The organism is Alicyclobacillus sp. SP_1, assembly GCF_024706985.1.
In the GTDB taxonomy this organism is placed as follows: Bacteria; Bacillota; Bacilli; order Alicyclobacillales; family Alicyclobacillaceae; genus Alicyclobacillus_I.
Window position 1 is genome coordinate 77,203 of the sequence record NZ_JAMCCX010000009.1, and the last position, 15,881, is coordinate 93,083.

The 15,881-nt window shown below is 51.9% G+C and carries 14 protein-coding genes and 1 pseudogene; 6 read left to right on the plus strand and 9 right to left on the minus strand.

Annotation, left to right across the window (positions count from 1 at the left end; genetic code table 11):
• The 3 genes from M4I36_RS01430 to M4I36_RS01440 form a co-directional block, all read right to left on the minus strand.
• Positions 1-1,755 carry an ABC transporter transmembrane domain-containing protein gene (locus tag M4I36_RS01430; protein ID WP_258109855.1) on the minus strand — a complete coding sequence of 585 codons (1,755 nt, stop codon included), beginning with the start codon at positions 1,753-1,755 and terminating at the stop codon, positions 1-3.
• Between the two features lie 169 nt (positions 1,756-1,924).
• Positions 1,925-2,086: a hypothetical protein gene (locus M4I36_RS01435; protein ID WP_258109856.1), complete on the minus strand. Its 162-nt coding sequence runs from the start codon at positions 2,084-2,086 to the stop codon at positions 1,925-1,927.
• Between the two features lie 172 nt (positions 2,087-2,258).
• Positions 2,259-2,882 (minus strand): hypothetical protein, encoded by a 624-nt coding sequence (locus M4I36_RS01440; protein WP_258109858.1) that lies wholly within the window; start codon positions 2,880-2,882, stop codon positions 2,259-2,261.
• A 183-nt stretch (positions 2,883-3,065) separates the two neighbouring features.
• Here M4I36_RS01440 and M4I36_RS01445 point away from each other — a divergent pair, with 183 nt between their 5' ends.
• A complete protein-coding gene (locus M4I36_RS01445; protein ID WP_258109859.1) occupies positions 3,066-5,081 on the plus strand; it encodes a chloride channel protein in 2,016 nt (671 codons plus the stop codon).
• A gap of 189 nt (positions 5,082-5,270) precedes the next feature.
• On the opposite strand, the gene M4I36_RS01450 is transcribed toward M4I36_RS01445, so the two are convergent.
• The 3 genes from M4I36_RS01450 to M4I36_RS01460 form a co-directional block, all read right to left on the minus strand.
• Positions 5,271-6,887, minus strand: coding sequence for a glutamate synthase-related protein (locus M4I36_RS01450; protein ID WP_258109860.1), 1,617 nt, complete (start codon positions 6,885-6,887; stop codon positions 5,271-5,273).
• 245 nt (positions 6,888-7,132) lie between these two features.
• Positions 7,133-7,294 carry a hypothetical protein gene (locus tag M4I36_RS01455; protein ID WP_258109861.1) on the minus strand — a complete coding sequence of 54 codons (162 nt, stop codon included), beginning with the start codon at positions 7,292-7,294 and terminating at the stop codon, positions 7,133-7,135.
• A 157-nt stretch (positions 7,295-7,451) separates the two neighbouring features.
• A complete protein-coding gene (locus tag M4I36_RS01460; protein ID WP_258109863.1) occupies positions 7,452-8,099 on the minus strand; it encodes an O-methyltransferase in 648 nt (215 codons plus the stop codon).
• 144 nt (positions 8,100-8,243) lie between these two features.
• Here M4I36_RS01460 and M4I36_RS01465 point away from each other — a divergent pair, with 144 nt between their 5' ends.
• The 4 genes from M4I36_RS01465 to M4I36_RS01480 are packed head-to-tail and all read left to right on the plus strand — an operon-like array spanning position 8,244 to position 11,424.
• Positions 8,244-9,278, plus strand: a complete 1,035-nt coding sequence (locus tag M4I36_RS01465) for a phosphodiester glycosidase family protein (protein ID WP_258109865.1) — start codon at positions 8,244-8,246, stop codon at positions 9,276-9,278.
• Positions 9,279-9,311: 33 nt separating this feature from the next.
• Complete coding sequence (locus M4I36_RS01470) at positions 9,312-10,277, plus strand: hypothetical protein (RefSeq protein WP_258109866.1); 966 nt, start codon at positions 9,312-9,314, stop codon at positions 10,275-10,277.
• Positions 10,278-10,327: 50 nt separating this feature from the next.
• Complete coding sequence (locus M4I36_RS01475) at positions 10,328-10,810, plus strand: GtrA family protein (protein WP_258109867.1); 483 nt, start codon at positions 10,328-10,330, stop codon at positions 10,808-10,810.
• A 2-nt stretch (positions 10,811-10,812) separates the two neighbouring features.
• Positions 10,813-11,424, plus strand: coding sequence for a non-canonical purine NTP pyrophosphatase (locus M4I36_RS01480; protein ID WP_258109868.1), 612 nt, complete (start codon positions 10,813-10,815; stop codon positions 11,422-11,424).
• A 126-nt stretch (positions 11,425-11,550) separates the two neighbouring features.
• Here M4I36_RS01480 and M4I36_RS01485 read toward each other — a convergent pair whose 3' ends face one another.
• From M4I36_RS01485 to M4I36_RS01495, 3 genes are read right to left on the minus strand one after another with little or no spacing between them, the layout of a single operon-like run.
• The gene (locus M4I36_RS01485; RefSeq protein ID WP_258109869.1) at positions 11,551-12,510 is read right to left on the minus strand and encodes an NAD-dependent epimerase/dehydratase family protein; all 960 of its coding nucleotides are present in this window, start codon (positions 12,508-12,510) and stop codon (positions 11,551-11,553) included.
• A 25-nt stretch (positions 12,511-12,535) separates the two neighbouring features.
• On the minus strand, positions 12,536-12,991 hold the full coding sequence (locus M4I36_RS01490) for a DUF420 domain-containing protein (RefSeq protein ID WP_308660945.1): 456 nt from the start codon (positions 12,989-12,991) through the stop codon (positions 12,536-12,538).
• Between the two features lie 57 nt (positions 12,992-13,048).
• The gene (locus M4I36_RS01495; RefSeq protein WP_258109870.1) at positions 13,049-14,515 is read right to left on the minus strand and encodes a transposase; all 1,467 of its coding nucleotides are present in this window, start codon (positions 14,513-14,515) and stop codon (positions 13,049-13,051) included.
• A gap of 350 nt (positions 14,516-14,865) precedes the next feature.
• Here M4I36_RS01495 and M4I36_RS01500 point away from each other — a divergent pair.
• Positions 14,866-15,786: pseudogene (locus M4I36_RS01500) on the plus strand (IS4 family transposase); the annotation flags it as partial.
• Positions 15,787-15,881 lie beyond the last annotated feature (95 nt).

Genomic DNA, 15,881 nt, shown 5'->3' on the forward strand with positions numbered 1-15,881 from the left:
TTAGGCAATTCCTCCTTCTTCCACCATGGACTCTAGTTGTTGACGGTCCCACATTTTTTGATAGACGCCATGGAGTTGCAGTAACTCTTGGTGGCTGCCGCGTTCCACGATGGCACCTTCGTCCAACACGAGAATCAGGTCGGCGTGTTCGACTGCGGATAGCCGATGGGTCGCAATGATGGTCGTCTTATGGGAACGATTTCGCCGCAACGATTCGAGAATGTGGCTCTCCGTACGAGCGTCAACTGCCGACAGTGCATCATCTAAGATGAGGATTTCTGCATTCATGAGCAAAGCGCGTGCAATTGAAATGCGCTGTTTCTGTCCGCCCGACAGAGTGACGCCGCGTTCCCCGACGAGTGTGGCGTAGCCAAGCGGAAAGCGCAAAATGTCCTCGTGAATCTGTGCATCTCGGGCCGCTTCTTGTATCGCCGAGAGCGGCTTATCAGGCGCTGCAAAGGCGATATTGTCGGCAATCGTCGCCGAAAACAAAAAGTGGTCTTGGGGCACGTAGGCGACCGCGCTTCGCAAACTGTCCAGTGTGGTGTGATAGATGCTGCGGCCTCCAATGGCAATGTCGCCATGCTCCACGTCGAATTCTCGCAGCAAGAGGCGGAGGAACGTTGTTTTCCCGCTACCGGTGCGGCCCACAATGCCGAGAGTTGAGCCGCGCAGAAGGGTCACGCGAATGTCACGCAAGGTCGGCTCAGACGCGTTAGGGTAGCGAAACTCCTCCACGTTGTAGAGAATGTCTCCACTGGGTGTGGCGTCGACAGCGTCTTTCCGGTCGACAATGTCCGTTTTTGTCCCCAGCAAGATGCGAATGCGGTCATTGGAAGCACGTCCGCGTTCGACGATGTTGAACAGCCATCCGAACGCGAGCATCGGCCAGATGAGTTGACCCAAGTAGATGGAAAATGTGGTCAACTGCCCTAGGTTGAGTTGACCGTGAGCAACAAACCAGGCACCTGCGCCAAACGAGAGAAAATAGGACAGCGCGACAACAATGCCGATGGTCGGATCGAACAGTGCATCAATTTTGGCTACCGCTAAATTCTTGGCGACCACATCTTCTGTCAATTCCGCAAAGGCGGCCTCTTCGGCATCTTCTTGCCCAAACGCTTTAATGACACGCATGCCGGAGATGTTCTCCTGCACCTTGTCGTTCGTGTCCGAGAAAGCGGCCTGCGCTTTCGTAAAGCGGCGGTGCAAGATGGTGCCATAGAACTGCGTGGTGACGGCGATAATTGGCATGGGTAATAGTGCGATAAGGGTGAGCTTCCATGAAATCGTCAGTGCCATGGTGGCGATGACGAGGGTTCCAGACGTTAAGGAGTCGACTAAGGTGAGAATACCGTCCATGGCGGTGCTTTCTACGGCGGAGATGTCGTTGGTTGCATGCGCCATCAGGTCGCCAACCCGGTGTTCTTGGTAGAACTTCGGGGACATGCGCGTGAAGTGGTCGTACAGTTGCCGGCGCAGTAGAGTCGACAACTGGACGGCCGAGCCGAACAGGAGAATGCGCCAGAAGTACCGTAAGACATACATGGTGAACGCGATGATCCCGATGATGAGCAGCCACACTGCGAGTATGTGCGGTGTCAGGGATTTGTTGCGGATGTCGTTGACCAGGCGGCCGACAATTTGCGGCGGTACCAAGGACAAGAGCGTCACACAGACGAGCATGAGTATTCCGAAAATATAATGGCGTTTGCGTGTTTTGAAGAACCACATTAAATCGAGAAAGACGCGCATGATTTTGCCTCCTTTGACGCGCCGAGCACCCCTCATCATACAACAAGAATGGGGAGAAAACATCCGTCTCTTCTCTGTTTTATTTGTAACAAAATATAAATTGTGGAATAGCGCGAGAAGGGCTTGTCCGACTGGGGTCACTTCGCTGTCGACTGACTCACTGAACGATTCAGCGAATCAGCCACAGCCAAATTAAGTTAGATGGAAGAAAAATGGAGTTGGCAATGACGCCTCTCTTGTTTTTGGACCGGCCATCCCGCGTGATGACAATCGCATATCCCGTGAGAAACCCGGCTGTAACAAGTAGGCGCAGCCAGTCGTTGCGGCTCATGCGCTGTCCCTCCCCGCGGCTCCCTGCAGAGAAGTTGTCTGGGTCAATCATAGTAAATGCAGCGCGGCACGTCGCTGACCTACCCAGGTGACCTAGAGAGGGACCGGAACGAGAGAGAAGGCGAGCCCGGAATCATCGGTTGTCATCAATCGCGGGATGTGTCGACCGTCAATTAGTTCGACATTTGGAAGGACTGGAGGATGGATTGTGCGAGAGAGCTTTCCGAAGACGGCAACACAACATCGACGTACGCATAGCCGGACGCATTGTTGGAGGTGGTCAGTTCTCCCCATCCTTCATTGCTCGACCCGCTCGGAGTAAACGTATAGTGAACTGTGTTTCCGCTGGCGCTGGTTGAAGTGACGGTAGCTCCCGTAACCGGAATGACCTGCTGCGGATTGGGTTGGCCGTTAGACCCCATATAGCAACCCACGCAACCCGAGGTAGCGACCACAATTTGTGAGGTTGGGTCGGATGCGTCCGTGACAGTCCAACCAGTTGTATCTCCGTGGCCGTTCCCTTTCATCGGTTTGCTGACCCAGCCCTTGGGTATGTCAACTGTGATGCCATATTTGGCACCTTCCTGAAAAGGCGTCAGTGAATTCGACTGGCTACTGTTCGCCGCAGAATTGTTTGCGGGTGCTGTCGAATTGGATGTGCTGTTGGAAGAGGGGCTCTGCGCTCCGCTGCTTGGAACGACCGGGCCACCACCGCCGGAGCCGCTCCCAGGCGTGCCGCAGGCAGTCGCCATCAGACTGGCCAGCGTGAGCGTTACAGCGAGGGTCCTCTTTTTCATGTTTTCAGCTCCTCTATACATTTGACTCTATCATACACGTTCCGTCAAAAAACTTGCTAGACAAGATAGGCGAATTTCTGCGTTTCCACACCGCCGATGTGATTTCTTGTCTATAATCAGTAGAGGAAACACGGTCTAAGTCTCGCGCTTGGTGCGCATCTCAGAACAACAGGAGGAGTCTTCGTGAAAGCAGATGGGAACAGCGTAACTCTGCCAAAATCGTCCGGCAGATGGCTGAATGACTGGCTCAATCAAGGTTATAGGGAGCCTGTCATTCTCGGTGTTCTGGCTTTGGCTATTGGCATTATTGGTGGACTAGGGGCGATTCTCTTTCGCGACATGATTCGTTGGTTCTTTCTCCTCTTTCACTTAGGCGGAGTGGTTCACAGCCCTCTCCGAGCCATCATCCCCGCCGTCGGACTGATGCTTGTCGGAGTCATTACGCACTTTTTTGCCAAGGAAGTGAAAGGTCACGGAGTACCGCAAATTTTAGAATCGCTCGCACTCCGAGGTGGGCGGATACGTCCGCGCGTGGCTTTTTTTGGGATTTTGGCGCCAGCCATTACGATTGGCGCTGGCGGATCCGTTGGCCGCGAGGGCCCCATCGCATTGATTGGCGGCGCGTTCGGCTCAGTGCTCGGCCAGGCTCTGAAACTTTCCGACAAGTACATTTCTCTTCTGCTCGCCTGCGGTGCAGCAGCAGGCATTGCCGCAACTTTTAACGCGCCGATAGCGGGTGGATTCTTTGGCCTAGAGGTGATTCTTGGAAGCTATGCACTAGGGGCTATTATGCCTGTATTTCTGTCTGCTGTCACGGGCGCTACGATTTTTGACGCCATTATGGGGAACCGTCCGGTGTTGCAAACGGCAAACTTCCATGTCATTCACCCGATTGCTCTGTTGTTCATGATTGTTCTTGGTCTGATTGCAGGCGCTCTCGGTCTTGCTTATTCGAAGGGTCTGACTTGGTCCGAAGACGTACTCGCCAAATGGAAGTCTCCATTTTGGGTAAAAAATCTCGCCGGCGGAGTGACCGTCGGACTCATCGGTCTGTTTGCACCACAAGTTCTTGGCGTGGGATACGCTTCCATTCGCCTCGCTTTGGCGGGAGAATTGGCCGTAGGTACCTTGCTGGTGTTGCTCTTATTCAAATACATAGCCACCTTGACTACGGTCGGGTCGGGAGGTTCCGGTGGCGTATTTGCCCCCTCCTTGTTTCTCGGAGCGATGCTTGGAGCCGTCTATGGCGATGCGCTTCGGCTTATCGTACCGGGACTCATTCCACACCCTGAAATTTACGCAATTGCCGGCATGGGAGCCATTTTCGCGGCATCCGCCCAAGCGCCGTTTGTCGCCATTACGATTCTTTTGGAAGTGACCGGGGACTATCAGCTCACGCCCGTCGTGATTGCGGCCTGTGTTACGGCGTACGTCGTGCACGGCATTCTCAGTCGTGACTCCATGTACACCGTTAAACTCGCGCGGCGCGGTATTCGTATTTTGCGCGGCAATGAGGTCCGGCCCACGGAGCAGATTTCCGTGGAGCAGGCGATGGAGTCCGTCAAGTTGCGCATCTTTTCGACAGACACGCTGGAGCATGCGTACCGGACGCTGACGGTCTCGCGCGATCACGCTGCGGTCATGCTCGGGCCAAACCGGGAATTGCTCGGTGTGGTGACGCTGGAGAACCTGCGCCCGCTGATGGAACACACCGGGACGTCCAAAAAGGTGGGCGAGTTGGTGACTCCTATGAGTGCGTTTATTCGCCGTCATCGTTCGCTCGAAGAGGCGATGCGCATGTTCACATTGCATGATGTGACGATGTTACCTGTACTGTCTGAAGAAAGTGATGAGGTTGTAGGGATTTTGACTGAGCGAGATGTCATTCGGGCCTACAATGCGTTTACGATTTACTCTACGGAATCCAATGCAAAAATTCATCAGTTGCAGGAGATGAATCGGAATTCGGGTCAGTTTGTGACGCTGCATTTGTCGAAAGATAGTCCGGTGGTAGGCAGGGCTCTGTCGAAAATTCGATTGCCTGCGGAAGCCGTGATTGTGTCTATCGAGCGGCGCGGGAAAGTGCTTGTTCCGCATGGGAAAACGGTCTTTCAAGAGGAAGATGATATTCTGCTCTTCGTCTCGCCCATCACGAAGGTGGATGAGATTTTGACGGATTTGCGCGGGACAACATCCTGAGCTAAAACGATGAACTGTCGGTGCCAAGAGTCCGATTGCAAATAAAAGGCGTAGCTGCAACAGTTTCTGCAGCTGCGCCTTTTAGCGGGCGGTTATGGTATGCGCTACGCATTCAAATCGTCAGGAGTCCCTGTGGTCTGGTGTAGGGACTGCTTATTTCTTTGCGTGTTTACTCAGGCTGCTTTCTTCTCAGCTGATTTCTTGTGCTGCAGAGACTCGAGATGGATGAGTCTGTGGAGTCTCTTCCTCTGGGTAAGGAAATAATTCGCTGATACGAACGGACCGGCCATGTTCGTTTTTGAAGACGATGTGTTCGCGCCGCAATTGTTTCGGGCTGTCCAGCCCGCACGCTGCAGAAAGGGCGTAGAGGCCCTGCCGGAGAGCGATGACGTAATTCATGACGCGCCACTGCTTTTCTTCTGGCACCAAGGCTTCCATGTACTTCGGGTCCGTCGTGGTAATTCCGGTCGGACACTTGCCAGTGTGGCATTGGAGCGCCATGATACAGCCATTGGCCATCATGAATCCGCGCGCAGAATTGACGCAGTCGGCGCCGAGAGCCAAGGCAATGGCCACCTTGTCTGGCGTGATGAGTTTCCCCGAGGCGAAAACGCGAAACTTGTCCCGGCATCCGTAACGTCGAGCGACATTGTCGAATGTCAGGAGCGCCGGAAACAGAGGAAGACCCATGGTGTCCGCCATGCTTTTAAAGGTTGCACCTGAACCGCCTTCGCCACCGTCGACGGTTATGAAGTCGGGGTAGATGTCGAGTTTCTTCATCGCTTCAAAGAATTCTTCCAAGCGATGCTCATCTCCGACGACAATCTTGATGCCAACTGGCTTGCCGCCTTCCTCTTGCAATTTCGCGATAAATTTCAAGGCGTCTTCCGGTCCGCGCAAGTCTGGAAAGCGATTCGGCGACTCGACCGTCTTGCCCACCGGCACTTTGCGAATAGCCGCGATTTTGGCGTTGACCTTGGCACCTTCCAAATGTCCACCACGTATTTTGGCGCCTTGAGCAAACTTCAGTTCAAATGCTTTGACGTTGTCTTTTGCGGCGTGGGCGCGGAACTCTTCGAATGAGAACTTTCCATCGTCGCCGCGAAATCCGAACATGCCAGGGCCGATTTGTGCTACAACATCGACTCCGGAAGCTAAGTGCTCGGGGGCAATGCCGCCTTCGCCAGTGTTAATCCAGCTTCCGCCGGCCATTGCGGCTCCATGTCCGGTCGACAGGATGTAATGTTCGCCGACGGCGCCGTAGGACGTGGCGGAAGCGCCAAACATGCCCCGGAGTCGCCACGGATGGCGGCGCCGGTCGCCAACCACGACGGCGTCCTCTTCTGGATACAACCATTTTTCAGTCGGAGATTTCACAACGTGTTCCATGCGGGTAAATAGACCTTCTTTGACGATTTCATATTTCCGGCCGTCTACTTTTTCTGAGCGGTCTACTCGCAGTTCACTCGTGAGCAAGGGAAACATACTGTTCGAAATGTAAAATCCGGGTTTGTCATAATCTCTCTTAGACCCAAACGAAATAAGGTCTGTGCGGTACTTTGCTGCGAATACGAGTCCGACATAGTCTGCTCTGGAGAATGGTTTGCCTGTGTTGTCGCCGTCAAACCAGTACTGTCGGAATTCCGGCCCCATCTTCTCGAGAAAATAACGCATCCAGCCGAGATAAGGGTGAGCGCGAATGACCGAATGCTGCGGTCTTCGTGAGAGGAAATATAGGTAGGCGAGGATTCCTACCGGCACACCGATGAAGAGAACCAAGATAACAATGAGAATTGCCAAAAGCATGACCAATCTCTCCTTCCAAATTCCGTAGTCTTACGAGAATGTGCCCAGTGCCGTTATAGCGCTGCGGCAGCGCCATCCGTGCAGGTTCCCTCGTAGCAAACCTCCGCTTGATTTGGAAATCGATTCGCAACCCTCATTGTAACAGATTGAGAACAGGACTGGTTTAGAAACTATGCCCAAGTCCTTTCCAGCGCAAAAAAAGACGCCCATCACAGGCGGTCGATGTCTTTCGAATGTGATTTGATTTAAGAAAAGTGAAGAAACATGTGGTGCCGAATCCATTCTCGCTCACAGTCTGGGCAGAGCGCTACGAAGCCTTGGCTGGATGCGTCAGCCTCTTTACAGGATTCGCACAGCGCCGGGGACTCTTCGACGGGTTCATGCTCGACGACGGATTGTGTATTCATCCAATACCAAGCCTCCTTTGACTTATTATAAGACAATTCAAACAGAATGATCAACTGTTTTAGAACAGAATTTAAAGCTTCTCTCTGTGTGTGCAGAAAGGGCAAACTTGGTGTCATCCATGCGCCGACGGTTTACGTTGCCCGAAGATATCGCCATTTATGACGAATGGGGCGGTTTATGGACCGAAGCGACTAATAGTCCATCCACAAAAGGCAGGGTGAGAACGTCGAGACGTGGGTCTGTAGAAATTTGTTCAAGAAAGCGTCGCATGGCCACTGGGGTGGGCGATACGTTGGTCTCATCCAGTGTTCGGCCATGGCTTAGAATGTTGTCTGCGATGAGGATACTACCCTCGTGGCAGAGCGGGAGTAGCAGTTCGAGGTACAGCGGATAGCGCACTTTGTCTGCATCGAGAAACAGGATGTCGAAGGTTTCCTGGTGCTCTCGCAACGTGATCAAACTGTCGGCGGCGTCTCCAAGCATCAGTTGAATTTGCGCGAAAACGCCTAAGCTACGCCAATTGGCTTGTGCAAGAGACGCGAACTCCGGGTTCTTTTCCAGTGCCGTCACGCGTCCATCGGGACCCATGCCGCGCGCTAAGCAGTACGAACCAAACCCGGCCAACGCGCCGACTTCCAGTGCTGTCTTGGCTTTCTGCAAGGCGCACAGAAAGGACAGGAAGTCACCCCATTCTGGAGCTACGGAGATAGTGGGCCAGCCTCGCTCTGTCAGACTGCTCTGCACCTTGCGATAGACTTCCAGAGTGTCTGGAAACGACTCGTTTCGATTCGAATGGAGGAACATGGTTTGAAACTCCTCTCGTAAAGTGTTACCTATATACATAGGCACTAGGATGATGAGTTCGTGAGACGGATGAGTGGTCCGGATTCGGATTCAAGCGAATTTCAATGTCTTTTCGTTTTACTAATGAGCAGAGGTGTGTGACCAGTGAGGCAATCCAAGCATGCCCGCAAAACGCGACCTGCGCCAGAGACCAATCAACCTCGTCGGAGTCCTGTCAGGCGGCTGATACGAGGACTTGCCCTAGGTGTGGGAGCTGTCGCTTATCTGTACGCTTCCACGTCTTTACTTTTGTTTCACGGTCCCTATACTGCGCTGAAAAGTTTTTTTATTCAATCTCTCGATACTACGATGCACGGATATCTGTTGAAACCCCTGTCTCTGTGGACGCTGTCGCAACAAGAAATCGACAAATACAAGCCAGAGCAGACCATCAGCGGACCTGCCGTCATGCCTAAAGTCAAAGACTATAGTAAACTGGATAGCACGAAAATAACCTTCAAGGTGATTCATGAGCCGACGTTTACCGCGCATGTCATGTTTGTTGCCAATCCCAATCGAGTGAAAGTGGCTGTCACAAAGTATCTCGATGTGCGCGGGCAGACCGTCAGTGAATTCGTGCGCACGACGGGTGCAATTGCTGGTATTAATGGTGGTGCTTTTGAGGATGCCAATCACTGGCGCGGTACTGGGGGCATACCCCTTGGTATCACGATGCATGATGGGAAGCTCATTCACAACGATCCGAGCCAGTGGTATCACTATCCGGAAATCGGGATTACAGCTAAAGGGCAACTAGTGGTTGGGGCGTACACGTTGGCTCAGTTAAAGAAATTGGATGTCAAGGAGTGTTTGTCGTTTGGGCCAGTCTTGATTCAAAACGGTGTGCCGGTTCATGGCATCAATACGTGGGGCTACGCTCCGCGCACTGCGATTGGCCAGGAGGCGAACGGAACCATGGTACTGGTTGTGACCGATGGCCGATTGGTCAATGGAGTAAACGACGTCGGCGCGTCCATCGCGGAACTTCGCCAGTTGATGGAGAAGCTCGGGTGCGTCAATGCGGCCAATCTGGATGGCGGATCGTCCACTACCATGGTGTATAAAGGGAAACTTTTGGATACTCCGACCGACGTACTCGGAGAGCGGGCAGTTGCCACTGCGGTGGTTGTCATGCCATAACGGGGACATGTCTTATTGAGGGTGATGGAAACGTTGAAGCGTAGGCTCGGTCCAAAGTTGCTCGTGTTTGTGTTAGTTGTCTCGGTGCTTCAGGTGGTCGCATTTCACCACTACAATGCGGTCCTTGGCTCGGCAGACTCGCTGACCAAACTGGTGAGCTTGAAGCACAAGACAGCGACGGTTACGGATGAGCAAAAGGCGAAGCAGAGACTCGCTCGGATACAAAAAGACTATCCAATTGTCGACGTGTCGCCGAACGGGGTGTACGCTGCGTATGTCAACTCTGCCAACTTGGTTCGGGTGGTCAATCTGGACACGGGAGACGAGCTTTCTCACTATGCGGAGAGTGGTCAGGTCGTCTATGTATCCTGGATTCGAAACGACCAGTTGTTTGTGGGACTGCGCCCTGTTCCAGGTGAACTGCAACTGACGACCTTGGTGGCGAACAGCGGTCAATCGCGGCTCATCCACACCTATCAAGCTCCAGCGAATGCCACGTTTTACAAGATAACCGACAGTTATTTAACGAATGACACCTATGTGTTGATTGCCAACAGTACCGCAAGTGCTGTTTATCATTGGGATACGGACGGTAACGAAAACCGAGTACACCTCGGCGGCGTATATGTCAAAAACGTCGCAGTTTCTCTAACGCACGACATTTTGTATTACGAGGCGTACTACAATGGAACATTCAATGTGAATGCTGAGGATAATGGAACGATTACGACCATTCAGCCTAATGGCGCCTTGATTGATGTGGTCAATGATACACTGTACTATGGAACGATTAACAGTCAAGGTTTGGTGACGGCGGTGTACCGCTACGATGCGAGCACCCAAGCTCGAAAGTTGATGGTCACTTTGGCTGTGCCTACACTGGCAGAAAAAATCTCTGTAACGCCGACGGGAAAGGTAGTTGTCCATCGCAACTTGCCACAAAACCTCGTTCCGCCGAGCGCGTTTTCAACAACGTACTCCTCCTCGTCCAGTTCGTGATGCATGAGGATATATAGTCGCGATGGGCGAATTTGAAGGAGGGGTCCTTCGTGACCTTGGAGCGTGTGGTGTTGAGACATGGACTGACCAAATCATTGAAGCGATATATGATGTTTCTGTTGGTTGGATTGATGAATGCGGCGGTTGACCTCATTGTCTTCAATCTTTTCCTTTTGATTGGTCCAACCCACGCGGTCTGGGCGCTGTCGCTCTATAATACGATGGCGGTTGTCGCGGCCATCGCCAACAGCTATTACTGGAACAAGCGATGGACTTTTGCTAGTCAGGCGACTGGCTCGATGCGAGAGCGCGGCTGGTTTATCGCGCAAGCCGGAGTGAATTTAGTGCTCAATGACCTGATTGTCGTTTGGGTCTCTAGGTATCTTGTCTTTTCCAAATCGGTGCCACTCTTGGCTTCTGGCAATGCGGCGAAGGTCATTGCAATGATTGCCTCCTCGGGATTATCGTATCTGTTCATGCATTATCTTGTCTTTCGCCCGAAAAGGTCTCATAAAGGTGGGGGTAGGTCGTAAAGATGGAATTGCTCTTGGCAACGAAAAATCCAGCAAAAGTGACTTATTTGACACGATTGATGGGCGAATTTGGTATTCGTGCGGTTTCATTAGCGGAATTGGATGTTGACGCGGTTGAGGTGGAAGAGTCCGGAGCTACAGTCGAGGAAAATGCATATTTGAAGGCAAGCGAGTACCAATGGTTGACTGGAAAGGCGACACTGGCCGACGATACGGGGCTGTTCATTGAGGCGTTGGACGGCTTTCCTGGAGTGCAGGCTCGGCGCTTTCATGGAGAACTGTCAGACGATGTTTCAGACGAAGAGTGGCTCGCGCACTTTTTGGAGCGCACCAAGCACATTCCGGATGAGCAGCGGATTGCAACGTTTGTAACTGGTTGGTGCGTGGTGAACGAAGAAGGATGCCCGTTTTATCACCAAGTGAGACGGAGCTTCACCTTTGCAAGACAGCCCATTCGACAAGGTCTGTCGGGATGGCCGTTGCAATCGGTTGTGTTGGAAACCGCTGCAGACTCTTACGAATCTATCTCGGTCCCGGAGATGAAGTTGTTTCTGGAGGAGACGGATTGGTTTGAAATGAAAGCGCGCACCAAGTCGAGAGAGCCCCGTTCCTAAGCGGAACAGGGCCCTTCTTTTCTCGACGCTACGGCGCTACATGTTGGCGGCTTTGATTGTTCGGCGGCCTCTAGCTCCGTGTGCGCGTTGCATCGGTGCACACCGCCCTCTACCCGCTGTGGATGCCTAGCGGTGAGCCTCTGCGGAGGGTTTCCTGCGCGAGTCTTCAAGCCATGCCAGCGTCTCACGAAGTCCGTCCCGCAAAGGGGTGGTCGGTTTCCAATCGAGAAGCTCTGCCGCTTTGCGACAGTCGAGCGCGCTCCGCTGTACGTCCCCCACACGCTCGGGGCGCCGGATGAGTGGTAGCTCTCTGCCGATGAGTTGCGCTAGCTCTTCATAGACGGTCTCAGTGTCGACTTCAATACCCGTACCGATGTTTAGCACCGCTTGATTAGCTTTCGTAAGCGCTGCGACATTAGCGGCACATACGTCTTTTACATACACATAGTCGCGCGTAGTGCCGCGCGGCTGATTAGCATAGGCAAATAAGGTACACGGTTGGTTGGATAAAAGATTGTTCATAAAGATGGGGACCACGCCGCATTCCCCATCCGCAATCTGGCGAGGGCCATAGACGTTGGCATAGCGCAAGACGGTGTACTCCAAACCATGCGTTACGGAATAGAAGTGCAGATATTGCTCCCCGAGATATTTATGAATGGCGTACGGGGAAATCATTTTAGGAATGTACGACTCGTCTGTCGGAATGACAGGGGCGTCTCCGGCCAAGGCACCTCCAGACGAGATGTAGATGATTTTCCGAACGTTGTGCTGAACGGCAGCTTCGAGCACGTTCAAGAGCCCGAGAGCATTAATACGCGCGTCCAACATGGGATTTTCGACGGACATCGGAACTGATTTCTGAGCGGCATGATGATTGATGACATCTGGCTGTTCGAGTTTTAGCAGATTCCCAAAGTCAGGTGATTCAATGCTGATAGGATACAGTCGCACATCGCTTGGCAGACAAGCAGCACTGTCACTCGACAGATTGTCTGCCACCACAACTTCGTGGCCCGCAGATAAATACGCTTCTGCCACGTTCGATCCGATAAAGCCACTACCACCAGTGATGAGTATCTTCAAAAGTTGCGGTCTCCTCTCGCTCTTATTATCCTATCCAGGCGCGCCACAGACCTGTGGTGTGACCAGCGGGGAAGGCGATGTAGAGCATGATGAAGACGGTCAAACCAGTAGCTGCGGTCACAAACCAAATACTCACAGTCCACGGTCCCACTTTCTTGTGGCGAGCAAACCGCTGTTTAAACGCGTAGACCAGTGTGACAATGCCGAAGATAGCCGCAACGGTCGCTAGAATGGAATGCGTTTGTAAAAATCCATAATAAAAGGGCGCTACCGATTTCGGTCCACCAAAGGTGGAATCTCCGATGAAAATGGTTTTCGCGACATACGTGATGAAGAATAGCGCGGCAAACGTCACGCCAGTCAACATCAATCGCCGATGCGTTTCGCGGTGCCCCTTGCGGATATGGTACCAGCCGAAACCCATGACGATCGCGCTGATAAGAATACACGCTTCATTGAAGTAGGCCAAGACATCTCCCACGATAATGTGCCACCTTTCCGGATGCAGCCATCGTTCGCTGTCCTACCGCGAATTGTATCAGACAACGCAACATCGACAAACTATGAAAAGATGTTTTTGTGCAATATCCCATGGATTCGAGCAAAACTGTTCAAGAATGTTCAACCCTCCATAGGCAAGCGGTAACGAGTGATTGCCCGTCACGTTCCGCTTTGTTATGACACGAACTTGACAGATGGGCGATAGAGGTTCGTGGAAAGATATTTGGCCTTCATTTTTTTTGATGTTCACGACATGATCCTGCGGCAAAACGGTCGCCCTGATATGCTGAATCATGCGTCCCACCAGCCGGAATGCATCCCGCAGAATAAACCATTTCTCTACCCGTTTGATTTCGCGCACCGGCACCTTCTTGTGCTTCATGACGGAGGTCAATTGATTTGACTCTTGCGCAAACGCGAGTTCCACCTGTTTTCGGAATTTCATTATCTGCTCTTGTAGCATGCTGTCCTGAGGCACTGGTCCGTGGAAGAGGGGATTTTCCTTGAAAGAATAGCCAAACTGTTTATCGCAAAGACCTTGCAGGGGACAGGCAGCGCACAACACAGGGTCACCGCGAAACCAGGCGGTATGGGTATCTCTATCAAATCCATCGAACACGAGAGCATGTCCCTGCTCGCATCCCGGTTTTCCTTTGGGGGAGCAGTGTTCGGGAATGACGGTGTTTTTCTTGATGCCCGTCACCACCGCCACATCGTGACTGAGCAACGCTTCCTTCTGGTCTTTCGCGTCTAAGTAACCCAAGTCGGCCACTACATAGTCGACCTTCAGACCCTCGATCTTCTTCATCATGTCAATCAACGGCAGCATGACTTTGACGTCTGTTGTATCGTTTGGCAGAAGGATCGAGAACAGGACGATCGGCCCTTTCGGGCTCGGGCAGACGATCGAATGCTTGCGATACCCGATGAAGAACTTATTCTGATTGGCCTTCGTCCGTTGCACACCACAGGTGGCGTCCGGGTCGGTATACGTCTTTTCGCAGTCACACCGGCTTCGATCCGGGCAGTCACAGCGTTTATGTTTATACCCATTGACATTGGCCCAAACCGGCCTGGAATCAATACCGGTGAGCATCGGTTGCAGGAAGTCCTTCAGTTTCAGGGCTTGAGCGATGAGGTCAAATAGAATTGCATAGAAAAGCTCCGCGCTGACTTTGGTGCGAAAATGGCTGAGGCTGCTGTGAACAGGGACCTTCTCGATGCTCGGAACACCGATAAAATTCCGCCATGCTTGATTTTTCGGTTCCTTCAGCTGTCTTTCCAACTCTCGAAACGAGGAGATCTCCGGGCGGGTGAAGTACAGGTAGTGCATGCGAAAACAGGTTCTTGGATCCACAGGCGGACGCCCGCCATTTTTATAGAGTGGAGCGATCTTCTCAAGCACAATTGAATCGTCCACATGATCGATATAATCAATCAGTTCCGCGTCAAATCCCAGTGTGCTATAGTAGTGGTACGGAAGCAGTTCAAGCTGCAAATCCATAAAAATGCATCTCGCGTCTTTGGTTTAATGGTTGTAGTGGTACTTCCATTTTACCATTTTTCGCGGTCGTGCATTTTTGTTTTTCATGCGAATTTATGACCTTCTTGAACAGGCTCTAATATATAAAGTTAATCGATTTTGGTTATTGTCTCCACAAAATTTAAATCAAGACCTTCTGGAGCATATAGAATATAACTCAACTTTCGCAGCGTCAAAACAGACGAGATTGCTTGAATCTATTCCCTTTGTTAGCTTTGCAATATAGGTCTTGAAAAATGAAAAACACCCCTCCACGTGTTATAATTGGAATTGTCGAGATCCCAAATACGCGTAGAAAAGGTGTTTTTTATATGGTAACTCATAATGAACCCGTAAATCAATTGCCAACTGAGATTCGTCCCGCATTTCACGCACTGAATGTGCTTAAACATCTGCGTAAAGCCGGTATTTCAAAGAAGTTTGGGTTTACCTGCTCCTATTTGTTCCAGCTTGTCTTTGTTCTCATCTTCCACCATCGAAACTGGTTCCAACTCCTTGAGAGCACGAAGGCAGAATCATTTCCTGGCAAGGATGCCGTGTATCGTTTTCTTAACCATAGCGGGTTCGCTTGGCGACGATTTCTCCTATTTCTTAGCGCGGATGCTGTCAACAAAACGAGCACTTTGACATCCGACAAACGTATCCATGTACTCATTGTCGACGACTCCATGTATGAGCGGAACCGGAGTAAGTGCGTAGAACTGTTGGCTCGATGCAGAGACCACGCGAGAAACTGCTACTACAAAGGCTTTCGTATGTTGACGTTAGGCTGGTCGGATGGGAACACGTTCATTCCCGTGGATTTTTCTCTTCTCAGTTCTGCCAAGTCGCGGATTCAGGAAATCAACCCATCGATCGATAAGCGAACACACGGTTACAAGCGCAGAGTAGAAGCTCTGCTCCCAGCGCCAGAGGTTATCCCTGCGATGATTGAACGCGCTTTATCTGTGGGAATGAAAGCCTCCTATGTCTTGATGGACAGCTGGTTCACCTATGCCCCCTTGATTCAAGCGGTGCTCAACACAGGGATGGATGTCATCGGAATGGTCAAAGCAGACAATAAGCGCTACCTGCATGGAGGACGACGTCTCTCTTTGCAAGAACTGTATTACGCTGCTACACTGGTTCAAGTTCAAGTCATGAAGAAAGGCATTTTACGCTCCATACATGCCCAACTGAGTCCAGGCATCCCGGTCACGATGGTGTTTGTTCGACATCGAACCAACAAGAATGGTGAGCGTCAAACTCCGCACAGCGCGCCTAGCCAAGCTAGGCACAACTAACCGGTGAGAGTCCGGTCGAGGTAGGGACCAGACCGCCTCGTAGC

Coding starts and splice junctions, on each gene's coding strand:
- M4I36_RS01430 (WP_258109855.1), bottom strand. CDS start 1,755: ATGCGCGTCTTTCTCGATTTAATGTGGTTCTTCAAAACACGCAAACGC.
- M4I36_RS01435 (WP_258109856.1), bottom strand. CDS start 2,086: ATGAGCCGCAACGACTGGCTGCGCCTACTTGTTACAGCCGGGTTTCTC.
- M4I36_RS01440 (WP_258109858.1), bottom strand. CDS start 2,882: ATGAAAAAGAGGACCCTCGCTGTAACGCTCACGCTGGCCAGTCTGATG.
- M4I36_RS01450 (WP_258109860.1), bottom strand. CDS start 6,887: ATGCTTTTGGCAATTCTCATTGTTATCTTGGTTCTCTTCATCGGTGTG.
- M4I36_RS01455 (WP_258109861.1), bottom strand. CDS start 7,294: ATGAATACACAATCCGTCGTCGAGCATGAACCCGTCGAAGAGTCCCCG.
- M4I36_RS01460 (WP_258109863.1), bottom strand. CDS start 8,099: ATGTTCCTCCATTCGAATCGAAACGAGTCGTTTCCAGACACTCTGGAA.
- M4I36_RS01480 (WP_258109868.1), top strand. CDS start 10,813: ATGGAATTGCTCTTGGCAACGAAAAATCCAGCAAAAGTGACTTATTTG.
- M4I36_RS01495 (WP_258109870.1), bottom strand. CDS start 14,515: ATGGATTTGCAGCTTGAACTGCTTCCGTACCACTACTATAGCACACTG.